At 51.8% G+C, this 14573-nt stretch carries 12 protein-coding genes and 1 pseudogene; 1 reads left to right on the top strand and 12 read right to left on the bottom strand.

The window, feature by feature from the left end:
* Positions 1-341: 341 nt before the first annotated feature.
* From MKX74_RS08605 to MKX74_RS08565, 9 genes and pseudogenes are all read right to left on the bottom strand, one after another.
* Positions 342-1769 (bottom strand): NAD(P)-dependent malic enzyme, encoded by a 1428-nt coding sequence (locus tag MKX74_RS08605; protein WP_341178089.1) that lies wholly within the window; start codon positions 1767-1769, stop codon positions 342-344.
* Between the two features lie 229 nt (positions 1770-1998).
* A pseudogene (locus tag MKX74_RS08600) lies at positions 1999-3279 on the bottom strand (2-hydroxycarboxylate transporter family protein); the annotation flags it as partial.
* A gap of 304 nt (positions 3280-3583) precedes the next feature.
* Complete coding sequence (locus MKX74_RS08595; protein ID WP_341178088.1) at positions 3584-4291, bottom strand: response regulator; 708 nt, start codon at positions 4289-4291, stop codon at positions 3584-3586.
* Complete coding sequence (gene dcuS / locus MKX74_RS08590) at positions 4288-5886, bottom strand: DcuS/MalK family sensor histidine kinase (protein WP_341178087.1); 1599 nt, start codon at positions 5884-5886, stop codon at positions 4288-4290. Before dcuS ends, MKX74_RS08595 begins: the two co-directional genes overlap by 4 nt.
* A 185-nt stretch (positions 5887-6071) precedes the next feature.
* The gene (locus MKX74_RS08585) at positions 6072-7214 is read right to left on the bottom strand and encodes a Gfo/Idh/MocA family protein (RefSeq protein WP_341178086.1); all 1143 of its coding nucleotides are present in this window, start codon (positions 7212-7214) and stop codon (positions 6072-6074) included.
* 22 nt (positions 7215-7236) lie between these two features.
* A complete protein-coding gene (locus tag MKX74_RS08580) occupies positions 7237-7971 on the bottom strand; it encodes a ThuA domain-containing protein (protein ID WP_025681623.1) in 735 nt (244 codons plus the stop codon).
* 199 nt (positions 7972-8170) lie between these two features.
* A complete protein-coding gene (locus tag MKX74_RS08575) occupies positions 8171-9337 on the bottom strand; it encodes a Gfo/Idh/MocA family protein (RefSeq protein WP_341178085.1) in 1167 nt (388 codons plus the stop codon).
* Positions 9338-9668: 331 nt separating this feature from the next.
* On the bottom strand, positions 9669-9977 hold the full coding sequence (locus tag MKX74_RS08570; protein ID WP_018885777.1) for a hypothetical protein: 309 nt from the start codon (positions 9975-9977) through the stop codon (positions 9669-9671).
* A 171-nt stretch (positions 9978-10148) separates the two neighbouring features.
* On the bottom strand, positions 10149-10862 hold the full coding sequence (locus MKX74_RS08565; protein WP_341178084.1) for an SMI1/KNR4 family protein: 714 nt from the start codon (positions 10860-10862) through the stop codon (positions 10149-10151).
* Positions 10863-10953: 91 nt separating this feature from the next.
* Here MKX74_RS08565 and MKX74_RS08560 point away from each other — a divergent pair, with 91 nt between their 5' ends.
* A complete protein-coding gene (locus MKX74_RS08560; RefSeq protein ID WP_341178083.1) occupies positions 10954-12285 on the top strand; it encodes a phosphodiester glycosidase family protein in 1332 nt (443 codons plus the stop codon).
* 248 nt (positions 12286-12533) lie between these two features.
* Here MKX74_RS08560 and MKX74_RS08555 read toward each other — a convergent pair whose 3' ends face one another.
* The 3 genes from MKX74_RS08555 to MKX74_RS08545 all read right to left on the bottom strand — a co-directional run bounded on the left by MKX74_RS08555 (position 12534) and on the right by MKX74_RS08545 (position 14542).
* Positions 12534-12971, bottom strand: a complete 438-nt coding sequence (locus MKX74_RS08555) for an NUDIX hydrolase (protein WP_018885780.1) — start codon at positions 12969-12971, stop codon at positions 12534-12536.
* The gene (locus tag MKX74_RS08550; protein WP_341178082.1) at positions 12968-13429 is read right to left on the bottom strand and encodes a DUF523 domain-containing protein; all 462 of its coding nucleotides are present in this window, start codon (positions 13427-13429) and stop codon (positions 12968-12970) included. The genes MKX74_RS08555 and MKX74_RS08550 overlap by 4 nt, the downstream gene beginning before the upstream one ends.
* Positions 13430-13657: 228 nt before the next feature.
* Positions 13658-14542, bottom strand: a complete 885-nt coding sequence (locus tag MKX74_RS08545; protein ID WP_341178081.1) for a TIGR01777 family oxidoreductase — start codon at positions 14540-14542, stop codon at positions 13658-13660.
* Between the last annotated feature and the right edge of the window lie 31 nt (positions 14543-14573).

Here is a 14573-nt window from a genome sequence, read left to right as displayed (position 1 = left end):
GTTATTAGCCCCTTCATGCCAAAAGAACCTTCATCCCACTACAAAGTGGTTCGAAGGTTCTTTTACTCATCCGCTATTCTCCACAGCTTCTATGCTTCTATTACATCTACTGTCTATGGCATTCTACTTGAACTTATTACACTTATTGCGTCCATTACGTATGCTGCGTGTATTGCAATTATTACGCCTATTGCGCCCATTCTATCTCTCTATATCTCCATATCTCCATATCTCCATATCTCCATATTTCTATATATCTATGGTATCTATTGCCTATACTCATCGCTTGCTTCTGTTGGCCTTCTTTTCTAATGCTTCCATGCTCCATGCCCGGTACTCTCTTAGTTCACCTGCTCCAGCACATTCCTGCGCGCGACGCCGCTATCTATAGCCGCCTTGGCTACAGCAAGCCGGATTCGCTCTACCACCCTTAGATCGAAGGCATCCGGGATAATGTAGTCCTCCCGCAGCTCAGAAGGCTCGATGACCGAAGAGATCGCCTCGGCTACAGCCAACTTCATCTCGTCGTTAATATCACTAGCCTCACAATCGAGCGCCCCACGGAAAATGCCAGGGAAGCACAGCACGTTATTAATCTGGTTCGGGTAATCCGAACGGCCAGTCGCCATGACTTTCACATAGGGAGCTGCCAACGCTGGATCAATCTCGGGCATCGGATTCGCCATTGCAAATACAATCGGATCAGCAGCCATGTTCTTGAGATCCTCGACAGTAAGTACATTCGGTGCGGATACGCCCACGAATACATCGGCTCCCTTGATGACCTCGGACAGCGCACCCTGCTCATTGTTCGGATTGGTCAGCTTAGCGAATTCACTCCAATGTGACTTATCGTAATTCGTCGCACGGTTAATCGCGCCTTCCCGGTCCACGCCAATCAGATTCACCGCCCCTGCTCGCAGGAGCATTTTGGAGACGGAGATGCCTGCTGCACCGATACCGTTCACGACGATCTTCGCTTCATTAATTGGCTTGTTGCACACCTTGAGTGCGTTCAGCAGACCTGCGAGCACGACGATTGCCGTACCATGCTGGTCATCATGGAAGACAGGAATGTCCAGCTCTGCTCTTAGACGAGCTTCAATCTCGAAGCAACGGGGCGAGGAGATATCCTCCAGGTTGATGCCACCGAACGTAGGGGCGATTGCCTTTACAATGGCAATAATCTCCTCTGTATTCTTCGTGTCGAGACAGATCGGCACAGCGTCCACACCAGCGAACTGCTTGAACAGGGCCGCTTTCCCTTCCATGACAGGCATGGCTGCGCGAGGCCCGATATCACCGAGTCCCAGCACCGCTGTACCATCCGTAACTACAGCTACCGTATTTCGCTTCGTCGTTAATTGATATGCCTTGCCCTGGTCCTTCGCAATCGCCTGACATACCTTCGCCACACCAGGCGTGTATACCTTGGACAGGTCCTCTTTGTTACGAATTGGATGCTTCAGTGTGGTCTCCAGCTTCCCGCCGTCATGCAGCTGCATAATCTCCAGCAATTGCTCAACTACATCCCCCCCACGCAGTTGGGAGACGGCTTTCTCAATCAGCACACGATCCTCGATATGCTCTACTTCAATTCGGACCTCCGCTTGCGCGAGATCTTCTTCCTTCGGGTCCTCCATGTGTGCGACGACTACGGTTCCATGATAACTCTCTACGATATGAATCAAGTCCGCCATATAGTTGCTTCCGCTTCCGTACTGTACTCGCAATGAGAACTGATGGGTATTATCCAATACCTGACTCATCTTAATCGCCTCCAAAATAATAACTACCTAATGAAAGGAATAACATTTGCAATGTCGATACTTTGGTCGGTCATTTTTAATATTAAAAGCATTCAATCTCATCTCATCCATCATTCTGTATTAATAATTCGTTGTTATACGAAATAATTAAACTCTTTCGCCAACCATTCCTCTCAGATGAGCCCCTAGGTCCTTAACAGAATACAGAATGCTCTCTGTCGTACAAGCCTTAGCCTCCCCAGACCGAAATCAGCAGGGTAGCTGCCACAATCGTGAGCGCTCCACCAATCCGTGTGGAGATCTGTGCGAACGGCATCAGCTCCATCCGACCCGAGGCCGAGAGAATCGCTACATCGCCCGTGCCGCCTAATCCGCCGCGACATCCTGTGACGATCGCTGCTTCCACCGGGTACATGCGGACCCATTTGCCGACAAAATAGCCTGTGATAATCATGGCCGCAATAACGGAAGCACAAGTAATGACGTAAGGTACGGAGAGGAGCGCTGCCACATCCTCCAGCGGAATGTACAGGATGCCCAGACCGACCATAAGCGGCCAGGTCAGCGTACCCGATACGAATTTATACAGCTGATAGGCACCTTGCTCGATTTTGTATGGCAGCAGCTTGCAGATTTTGAGCAGAGCCGCACCAAAGATCATCAAGATCGGACCTGGAATACCGACGAACGGGGACAACAGACTGCCCGTAATGAACAAGCTGCAAGCGAACAGCAGACCTGCTCCCATGAGCGGGAAATCAATTTTTTCCGAATCGTAGCTGCTACCGCCGAGCTTCTGACCGTTCTTCTCCTTCACCAGCACACCGTTGCCGGTAATGGCAGGATTTTTGTCCGCCATTTTCTTAAGCAGACCTGCACCGATAATAGCAAAGACATTGCCGATGACAGCCGCCGGAATCATCTGGGCCACGTAGCTGCCGGACTCCCCGCCAAGGATCTGTGAGAATGCGATGGATAACGGCAGGATACCTTCCCCTACACCGCCACCGATGATCGGTACGATGATATAGAAGAGCGTACGGTGCGCCGTATAGCCGAACATCATGCCCACACCAAGACCCACAAGGACCGCTGCGGCCGTACCTGCCATCATGGGGATGAAAATACGGATGAACCCGCTAATCAGCGTCTGACGATTCATCCCTGTAATGCTGCCCGCCACCAGGCAGGCGATGTAGAGGTATAGAAAGTTCGACGTCTTCATCAGAGTATGCACCGAATCCACGATGGGCGGATTCAAGATGTTCCAGAAGACAAGGAAGGACGGCACCATGAGGGACAGAATGGCGGGACCGCCGATATTTTTCAGCAGAGGCAGGTTGAAGCCCAGATAGCTCAGCAGTACGCCCATAATCATAATCACTGCCAGACCACCGATCATATCATTGGGAAGCTGACCGAGAGCGGCGGCCGCGAAAATAATAATACCAAGCAGAATATAAATAGGTAGTGGAATGACGCCAATCTTGAAGCCAAGCACTTTGGATAACGGACGGACATAAGACTCCGACGATACGCTTGCCTGCTTCGGTACTTCCGTGGAGCCTACCGAAGTCTCCATTGCTTTTTGCATGACGGGTGAACCTCCTTTAATGTTCTACAGCCCCATCATAGCGGTTTTGTAAGCGCTTTTGTTGTTATGTAAATAATCAATGAATTATTAAAGTTATTAAAGTAAACGTTATCAAAATGACTATTCCCTCTATTGTGTGACTATGGGATCATTGAATAACTTCTTTGTATAGCTGCTGTACCTTTAGTGTTCCGAGCAACTGCGAGATGTACAAGGGCTTTTACAAGTATTTGCTGATCCTCGTAGGCCCCTCTGCGGTCATGCGGTATTTCTGCACGGGCCTTCCTACCGTTCCATAACTGAAGTCCATCTCCAGTACCCCCATGTCCTGTAGCTCCGCAAGATACTTGCCGGACGATACACGCGAGATTCCAGCGCTACAGGCGATCTCCTCGCTAGTGAACCATTCGGAAGTCGTCGCCTCAATGGCTCTCCATACCGCCTGCAGAGTCTGCCGCGTGAAGCCCTTGGATAACGGGGCACTTCGGGTCGTGTCCTTGGCGACCTTCGTTAGAGAATCCAGTTCAGCTTGGGCGAGCGTATCTGAACCGGTGAACAGCATCGAACGCTCGCGATACTGCTCCAAAGCCGAACGCAGGCGGTTGAACTGGAACGGCTTGATCAGATAATCGACGGCACCGCCACGTAGCGCCTGGCGAATACTCTCCTTGTCACTGGCTGCCGAGATGACGATCACGTCGGCTGCCAGTGCCTGACCACGAATATCCGACAATAGCTCAAGCCCACTGCTTCCTTTCATGTAAATATCGAGTAGGATAAGATCATAAGACCTTGATTCCAGTAGCTCAAGTGCACGCTCGGCGGATTCCGCCCAATCCTCGGCCTGGAAGCCCTCAACCTGCTCCACATAGAATTTATTCATCTCGGCGACCATCGGGTCATCCTCTACAATTAGCACTTTGATCATGGTTCCCCCTGTACCCTCGCTTTGTATGGAATCCTTACGTGAAATTCCGTTCCTGTTAATCTTGAGCTCTGACAGCTCAATCGACCTCCGAGCTTCTTGACGCTGCGCATCACCAGATACAAGCCAATGCCTCTGTCCTGTCCCTTCGTCGAGAAGCCTTGCTCATACATCCGCTTGATGATATCCTCCGGAATGCCTGCCCCGTTATCACGGACGGTAACGACGAGTTCCTGATCTCGATGCACGAAGCCGACAGCAATCTCCTTGTCTTCTGGGCCACCTTCAGCCTCAAGCGCATTTTCCAATAGATTACCTACAATAGTCACCAGTTCACGTGAGGTCTCTTCATCAGCACATTCCGGCAGTATTCCATCGTCCATAATGGTCATCTGAGCTCCCGTCTCACGTGCTCGGCTTAGCTTCCCTAGCAGGAACCCTGCCATAACTGGGTCCTTGACCTGTCTGACCAGCATTCCCGCCTCAGACTGAAAATGCTTGACGGTACCGTTAAGGTACTCCTCCAGTCGATCATAACGGCGCATATGTGTGAGCCCGACCATGACATGAAGCTTGTTCATGAATTCATGAGTCTGTGCACGCAAGGCCTCCGCATATAAGGATACACCCGACAGTCGTTCCATGAGTATATCGATCTCGGTCTTGTCCCGGAAGGTTGCAAGAGCGCCCTCAATCCGGCCATGCACGGTGACAGGAACGACATTGACCAGCAAGGTCAGGCCTTCCTGTTCGATCTCCATATCATTCAAAGCCTGCCCGCTATCCAGTACCTGATCCATTCGTAAGAGTGGGCTGAGCTCACGAGAATTCTGTCCTTCTTCTATTCTGGCATCACCTACCAGTCGCTTGGCCTCCGCATTAATCAGCGTAACGGTCCCTGCAGAATCAACAGCAATGATCCCTTCCTTGGCGGACTGCAGCATTGCGCTTCGCTCCTCCAGCAGCTTCGCAATCTCATCAGGCTCCATTCCGAGCATCAGTCGCTTGAGTCTACGAGCCAGCAGTACAGCACCTGAGATCCCAAGAACAGCAGCAATCAGAAGTCCCAGATACATAATCCAGCGATTATGTGCAACCGCCGAATTGACAGCATCCATCGACAGCCCTACAGCCACAGCTCCAAGCAGCTCTCCATCTACAATGACGGGGGCAAAGGCCCTAACCGAAGGCCCCATGCTTCCTTTTGCGATAGATATATGCTCCCTACCCTTCAACGCTTCAACCTCGTCCCCACCCATAAAGTGCTTGCCGATTCGCTCAGGCTCTGGGTGAGACAGTCTGATTCCTTCCCTATTCATGACCACAACAAATTGCACGCCGTTCAGTACACGAATCTCCTCGGCGAAGGGCTGGATCGCTGCAGCATCCCCTTGCCCCGACATTACCTGCTGGACTGTTGGGGTCCTCGATACCGTACGAGCAATTGAAATGGCCTTCTCCTCCAGATCCTCCCGGGTTAGCTCGGTAATCTTCATGTTGAACATCACATAGACTGTCAGCAGCACCAGTGCCAATACAGAACAGACCATCAGCGTAATCGTTGTCTGCAGACGCAAACGTTGCCTACCATTTCTCACCAGCACTCATCCTTTGGTCATTACGATCTCTTTCATCTTCCATCCTTAGCTTATAATGTAAGCATTGACTGTGCAATATTTATCATATTGCTCACATGGTGAGGACACCTGTTCGCTCACATCCATCCAGAAAAAAACCTTGCAGGAGCAACCCATGCAAGGTTAGTACATTGCCTATGCTCTATCTAATCCAGCGTGTACAGCTCTTGTTCCAGTGGCAGCGGTGCTGGCCGTGTACAGCTGCTCTCCATCTCGTAAAAGGCCTGGCGATCCGAGGAATAATGGCATGCCCACATCGCCTCCAGCACATGGTATGCCAGCTCGCCGCTGGCCCGATGCGGACGTTTATTCAGCCAGGCAGCAGCCAGATCAGCCGGACCGATACCACGCGTATTCTCTGTGTACCCCTCTACCAGCGGTACTTCGCTCCATTCTCGTTCACCCCGTCTGCGATAACGGACAGGCCCGCCGAATGTATTCGGGTCCGGCACCTCCAGTGATCCTTCTGTACCATAGATCTCCATACGCGGCAGTGAGCTGCCTCCGAAGATGTCGAAGCTCGTTATCATGGTGCCGATGGCGCCGGACTCGAATTGCAGCAGCCCCGTTACATGTGTCGGGATCTCCACCGGAATCTTCTGCCCACGCTTCTTCTCGCTAGTAATGGTACGTTCCTCCAAGGCTGCGCCAGTCATCCCGGCAATACTCCGAATCGGGCCTAGCAGCTGTACCAGTGCTGTCAGGTAATACGGACCCATGTCGAACATCGGCCCGCCGCCTGCCGCATAATAGAATTCCGGGTCTGGATGCCAGCCCTCGTGGCCACCTGACATCATGAAGGCCGTGGCACCCACAGGACGCCCGATTGCACCGCTCTCAATCAGACGCAGCGCCGTCTGAATGCCTGCTCCCATGAACGTCTCTGGAGCACAGCCGACGAGAAGACCACGCGAACGGGCCAGGTCCAGTACTTGACGTCCTTCCTCCAACGACACGGCTAGCGGCTTCTCCACATAGACATGCTTCCCGGCCTCCAATGCCTTGAGATTAATCTCGGCATGCACGGCAGGAATGGTCAGATTAATGATCAGGTCGATCTCGGGGTCGGCCAGTAACTCGTCTGGGGAGTAGACCTTAGCAATGCCGTAACGCTCCGCTTGCTCCTTGGCTCGCTGCAGATCAAGGTCTGCACAAGCAGTCAGCTCCATAGAGCTGAACTTATTACCATTTTCCATGTATATGCCACTGATCTTGCCGCAGCCGATAATGCCTGCTCTCAGCTTGCTTCTGTTACTATCATTACTTCTGCTACTTGCTTCGCTTCCCATAGCCCAGCACTCCTCCGCCTCGTTATTGGCTATCTCCCATGCCTGTATATGCGCCTGAAGCAGAGGCTCCGGACGACTTACCTGCCTGTTGAGTCAGCTCCTTGCCCTCGGCTGCCCATAAGAAGCCGCGCCGCATCAGTTCCTTGACCTGTGCAATCTCCACGATATCCGCATGATGCCCCAGGGAATTGTAATAGACACGCCCGACGCCCCAGCGCTTCGTCCAGGCGACAGGCATATCAACAGCCTTGTTCAGCCGGTGTGGTCCGTCCACCACGGGGAATCGTGTCGTAGCCAGCACCTCGACCGCAGGGTCCACATGCAGGTAATAGTGCTCTGACTGTACAGTGAAATCCTGTAATCCCGTCACCAGAGGACTTGAGCTCTGCTTGATCTCCACCGTGTAGAGCACGCCGTCATTCCCCGGATGAGCAACCCATTGCCCACCTGTCATGAACTGCCAATCTACATTTTTGCGAAATGCATCGCACATCCCACCATGACAGCCTGCAAGTCCCGTACCGTGCTGTACGGCTGCAGACACGTTGTTCACCAGCTCCTGCTCAATCTCCCCCATCGTCCAGACCGGTACGATTAGATCCAATCCCAGCAGCTTCTCTGCATCTGCAAAAGCCTCAAGCGTATTAGACACCTCAACCTCGAATTGCTCCTTACGCAGCATGCGGGCAAATATATTGGCCACCTTCTCCGGTTCGTGTCCGTCCCAGCCTCCCCACACAATGAGCGCTTTCTTCATGAAGACCGCCTCCCTTGATCAATTCAGTTCCTCGCCTCATGGGTAGCAGCAGCTTCTGCCGCTTGCCATGGGCATCCAAGATTACAACGACAGTAGACTCCTTGCGCACCCCACCCTGCATTCAGCATCGGGGCTGCTTCATTATCTAATACGTGTGATGATATGGAATGATGAGTAGGTGTGAATGATCAAGCTTCAATTACATATCAGCAATGCGTACCCAGCGCTTCTCCGCAACCGACTTCTCGACCGCCTCCAGCACAGCCTGACACTTCACACCGTCCCGGAAGTTCGGCTCAGGCTGGCGCCCTTCGCGAATCGCTGAAGTCAGCTCCAGCATTTCATGAATGAAGGTATGCTCGAACCCGATCGTATGGCCTGGAGGCCACCAGCTACTGGCATACTCATGCGCAGGGTCCGTCGCCAGTACCCGCCGGAAGCCTTGTACATCCTCGTCATCCGAGGTAAAGTATACCTCCAGCTCATTCATCCGTTCAAAGTCAAATCGCACACTGCCGAGGCTCCCATTAATCTCGAACGCATTCGTTGATCGGTGTCCTGCGGCAAAGCGAGTCGCTTCGAAGCTACCGATGACACCGTTTTCAAATCGAGCCATGAACAATGTCGCATCATCGACTGTGACGGGCCCCCGAGGTGCGTCCTTGCTCTGTCCAGCCTTGGCACTCAAGCCTGTCATCTCGCTGGCAAGTGGTCTTTCCTTGACGAAGGTCTCACTCATGCCTACGACCTCCTCAATATCCCCGACAAGATCATGGGCCAGGTCAATCAGGTGTGCTCCGAGATCACCGAGCGAGCCTGAGCCAGCTACATCCTTCTGTAACCGCCACACCAGCGGGAACTCAGGGTCCAGGATCCAGTCCTGCAGAAACCAGGCCCGAAAATGATACAGCTTGCCGAGCCTTCCACTCTGTACCAGCTTCTTGGCCAGCTTGACGGCAGGTGAGAACCGATAGTTGAACCCCACCATGTGCTTGACGCCTGCTTGCTCAGCTGCCTCCAGCATTTCCCGCGAATCCGCCAGATTCAGCGCAAGTGGCTTCTCACAGAAGATATGCTTGCCAGCCTTTGCCGCAGCCAGTGCAATCTCCTTGTGTGCGTCACTGGGCGCGTTGATATCAATGACATCAATGTCATCCCGAGCAACCAATTCTCTCCAATCGGTCACACTCTCGTCCCAGCCTAACTGACCTGCTGCCTGCTGCACAGCCATTGCATCCCGTCCGCAAATAACGGACATCCGTGGATACACGGCCTCCGGGAAAAACATTGGCAGACTGCGATAAGCGTTGCTGTGCGCCTTTCCCATGAATTTGTACCCGATCATGCCGATTCTTAGTTGTTGCATAAGCAACCTCCTTGTCATCTGTGTATGATCTGCATAGCCTGAGATGTTAGTTCGAACTTGATGCCGTCTCTGCTCCCCTCGATGCATTCGGTCTTCGAGAACCTTATTACGCAGGAAGCATTATTATGGAAAATAAGACCTAATACAAACAATGTAAGTATATTCAAAAATCTCCTGATATACAAACGTTCTATAGCACGAAAAAACGGAGCGGGCCTCCTAGCCTACTCCTCATACGGGGAATGTCTCCCGAATGCTTCAGTTATCACCAACGCTGTATCCCACAGATAAATGATCTGATTGTCGAGAACGCCTTCAAAAAAAGAAAGGCCTAGCACTCATGATCCGTGCCCCTCGTTCCTTCCGTCCACTTACGCTTCAGTAACCATAGGCCATGAAGGATGGCATAGATAATCATGACATTCAGGAAATAACTGAGCAAATTAATACTCAAATTATGAATAAACCATTCGCTATCACTGGGGCGCAGGCGGTATTCCGTCAAAAAGGTGAAGGGAAATCCGAATTCCGCACGAGCGGCCCCCTCTCTAGGAATTTTACCTGGGAACACAAATACAGTCAGCAGCGCGATCCACACCGACAGGTGAAATATTCTGGTATTCAACACCCCTGCTGGCATTCGGCAGCCTCCTCTCTGCAATCTCTTGGCCTCATTCCAGTGTCAGGTCCAGCAATCTTTCCCATCGTAGCATGATTTGGTATAGTCTAGAACCTTCCTTTTTTGTCATAGCTCGCCCCAGATTGGCTTGTGTAAACAAGCTACTGCTGTATCATTTACTTCTATTAACAGCTACTCCGAGGCACGCTCTCCCCCGTGCTCCACCACCATGCTCGTTATGTTCGAGAGCAGCTCTCCCGGGAGCGCATAGCTTACAGCTACCTCACGCCCGTAGGCATAGTTGAATCTGACATAGCCCCCTATAGCGCGGTAGAAGAGCTTGCAGGTGTACTCATTTTCCACACACAGCTCTGGTGCAAAGGTAGCTCTCAGTGTCTCAGCAAAGCTCTTCAAGGCCCCCTTCTCTGCATCCATCAGATAGAATTCGTGCTGGCCCTGCTCCTGCCAAGGCTCATAGTACCGCTCCGGGTCAGCCTGTGGATAGAACGCTCCGAGCCAGTGATCCATGGATTGGGTGAAATCTCCCTTCATTACAGACAGCACACGGATCTCATCCGCATGACGAGGGAACCACAGCAGCCCTTCCACATGGCGACTCACAGCAATGAAGTCACCATCAATCGTACTGGCCAGCACACAGCAGTCCCGAATCTGCTCACGAGTGATCGGCCCCTCCTCAGGATGCTCCCACAGCTCATAATCCGCGAATTCTCGCAGTCTGTCCTCATCCGGTAGCTCCACCTGAAGCAGCCCGCGATAGGTGCCTGGACCGAAGGTCTGTATAAATTGGCTATACGAGTCAGGCAGTCTCAGTCCCTGCTCCGCTTCCCATGCTTGCAGCCACTCTTGGGACACGGCTTGTGTGATGTCTGATGCGATGTACATATGAATCTCTCCCTTTCGCTAACATTCAATTCTGGTCACTCTTACCCGATATTAAATAGAGATCTTTACTATATAAAAGGGGACTTTTGGAATGATGCAGCACTTTTTGAAGCAACGCAAGCGACTAGAACGACTAAAACACCTGGGAATATTCCAGCACTCGAAGCCTTCCCTATACCTGAACAAATCAGCGGAGCCTGCCCAAGTGGAGGGATCATGGCTACAGCGAAATGCCGCAACAACACAGAATGGGCCAATACGCAAAACAAGCCGCCTAGCCCTCTTACTACCCTTACGCATACTGACCGCTACCGTACTTGTACTAAGCTTGGCAGCCACTCCACTTTACGCAGCCGCCCCACCCAAAATGGTCGTCATTATGGATGATATGAACCGCTCCTACCTTCCGATTCGGCTCCTGAATGGGTTCGATGGAATGAGTATGAGCTATGATGCTTCCAGTAAGCAGATCCATATCACCAAGGGAGACAAAGAAATAATCCTTACGATAGGAAGTAAGACAGCCCTAGTAAATCAGGAGCGTGTTGCGCTGCCAAGTGCCCCATACACCGAGCAAGGGAATACATACGTACCTATACAGCTCATGAAGGAGCAGCTAGGACTTGCTATTACGTGGAATCAGGATACTTCCTCTGTCCGTATTCAATCCGGTGAGCACAAGACTACGCTGCCGTTCATCAAAGGTACGAGTGCGCTGTCTTCCTCCAAGCCTGTCGAGAGCTCCGCACGAACCTTCAAGGTTGGCTCACGCAGCTTCTCGACTCAGATCGTCACGGTATCACTGCTCCATCCGAAGGTTCAGCTCGATGTAGCTCTGGCAGGGAATACGGTCGGCAAGGTACAGGACCTCAAGCAGATTGCCAAAGCTAATCAAGCTGTGGTAGCAATTAACGGTACCTTTTTCGATGCCTACACCACTAGCTCCTTCAAGACCCCGTACGGCTATATTGTTAGCGGTGGCGAGGTGCTGAAGGCAAGCTCCGGAGACCGAAGAACGATCTTCATGTACGATAAAAATCACTTGGCTGAGCTGATTCCTGGTCTGGAATTCAACGAGCGCTTTAAGCAAGGAACCATGGAAGGCGCCCTGCAGGCGGGCCCCCGTCTTGTAACCAATGGTAAAGTATCCATCGACGTCACGAGAGAGGGCTTCAAGGACCCGAAAATACTGACAGGCGGTGGAGCCAGAAGCGCGCTGGGTATTACCAAGGATCACAAGCTTATTCTGTTGACAACCGGGGGAGCCACTATTCCGCAGCTCGCAGAGATTATGAAGCAAGCGGGTGCTTACCAAGCCATGAACCTGGATGGCGGAGCATCCAGCGGCCTGTATTACAACGGTAAGTACCTCACGACACCAGGTCGTCAGATTAGCAACGCGATCATTGTAACTACCAACTAGTTGTGACTATAAACTAATTGCCGGTAAGAGTATTAGCAGGACGGGTAACAGGAAAGAATGCACCAGGACAGTATACGCGACTAATTTAGCGTAGATCGTAACAGAGCCGCTCATGTTGACCACGAGCGGCTCTGTTACTTATGTTCAGATTTTACCCAAGGCTATAGCTTGTCTACGTCTGCTATGCTGACTTTCATCCTAGTTCCAGTCTACCTTCTTCATTTCCTGCCTTTTCAAATTCGAGCCGTCTAGCTCCAGCCTACACTCTCGAACCACAATTGCTCATGATTCTTGAGCAGAGCATTACGAATGTACGGAACCGTGTTCTCCGGCAGCTCGCTCAGTCGGAACCAGCGCAGCTCCCCGCACTTATGCGGCTCGCAGTTCACAATCTCTCCACTCCAGCTGTGGGCAATCAAGTAAAAGTCGATCCACTCACTGCGTGTGTTTTTACGATGGTAAACGCCCACAAGCTCTAGCTCCTCTGGTTCTATATGTACGCCTGCTTCTTCTCTCGCCTCCCGAATGGCAGCAGTCTTGACCTCTTCACCACCGTCAATCCGGCCTGCTACCACACTCCAGCTTCCATCTGCGAAGCCAGTATTTTGTCTTAACAATAACAATACTTCATCAGGCGCACGGTAGAACAAGATATGAACTGCGCCGTAAAATACAGGTTCTCTCATACTTCCTCCAATTCCAGCCACGCCGTCTCCGACATGACCTCTATTCCTTCCTTAATAAGCAAGGCTGCTGTTACGCCGCTGCCTGCAATCCGCTCGCTACTGAACAGTCCGTTATAGATCTGCTTCGTTCCACAAGAGGGACTATACTCCTTAAGCACCACCAGCTTAGCTTCAAGCTCCTTGGCTATCTCCAGCGTCCTCATCGCCCCTTGAATGTACAGCTCGCTTACATCCGCTCCGGTCTTGTCCATTACCTTCGCTGTGCCGTTCAGCACATCCAGACCGCTGCCCCCAACGATCTCAGCCGGAGGCCTTGGTGTCGTAAAGCCGCCCAGTAACTCAGGACAGACCGTAACGGCCTGTCCAGTCTGCACCAATCGTTCCAGCTGATCCTCCAGACAATCTGAACCGTTATACCGTACCTTGTGCCCCGCCAGACAAGCACTTACCAATATCACTTCCTCATCTCCCAACCAGGCAGGACAAATCCAAGTACACACTGCACCTGCACCTATACCTATACCTATACCTATACCTACTCCTTGTACTTGTACTTGTACTTGTACCTGTATCCAATTCCTGCTTCCATTCTTGCTCCATCCTTTACTATACTCTTGCTGTATTGTCATGCCAATACGTATCAGGCGGATATCGTTATACTTCACTCACAATATCGTAGCCTGCTCTTACAGGATGTCCTTCAAGGTCTGCTTCAGCGTGGGATATGTGAATGCAAACCCTGCTCGCTCCAATCGCTCAGGAATAACCCAACGGCTCTTGAGAATCAGCTCTGTCTCAGTACCAATCAGACCAGCCCCCATTTCCAGAAGCCAGGCAGGAGCCGGCAATCCGATGGGTGCCCCCAGTGCAGAGCGTAATTCTCTCATCAATTGTGTGTTGGAGACAGGCTGCGGAGAAGCACAATTGAATACTCCATCCAATTGCTCATGATCTTGCAGGAACCGGACAATCCGATACAGATCCTCCACATGAATCCAGCTGAACATCTGCTTACCCGAGCCTTGTGGACCTCCCAGGCCCCATTTCACCAAATTCCGATAAGGTCCCAGCACACCACCGTCTGGGCCCAGCACAATCGAGATTCGTAGTGCAATCTGTCGTGTATCAGGACAATCGCATGAGAAGAAGGCATGCTCCCATGCCTTGGCTACTTCCACAGAGAAGCCGCTGCCCAACTCCCCATGCTCCTCCGTCATGGGCCGATCCTCTGCATGTCGATAGATTGTAGCCGTGCTCGAATTGATCCATACAGGTGGCGGCTTCTCACAGCCTGCGATCGCAGCGCCAAGCTTCTCTGTCGTCGTTGTCCGAGAATTGAGGATTTCTGCCTTGTTACGCTCATTATAGCGGCAGTTCACCGATCTGCCCGCCAGATTCACCAGTAGCTCTGCTCCCTCTAGCGCAGCAACTATTCCATTTGTGTCATCCCAGGAAATATGTCCTTCCTGCCGGGAGATGATCTTCACGGTATATCCCTGCTCTTGCCATCGCTGTGCAAAATACTGTCCAATGAAGCCTGTACCGCCGGCCAAGACAACCTTTCCATTCATGAGTAGCAGCCCCTTTTTCAAAAAAAATATC

This window comes from Paenibacillus sp. FSL K6-1230 (assembly GCF_038002385.1).
Taxonomy (GTDB): domain Bacteria; phylum Bacillota; class Bacilli; order Paenibacillales; family Paenibacillaceae; genus Paenibacillus; species Paenibacillus massiliensis.
Note: the sequence above shows the minus strand (reverse complement) of the source record. Positions and strands in the feature narration are given on the sequence as shown.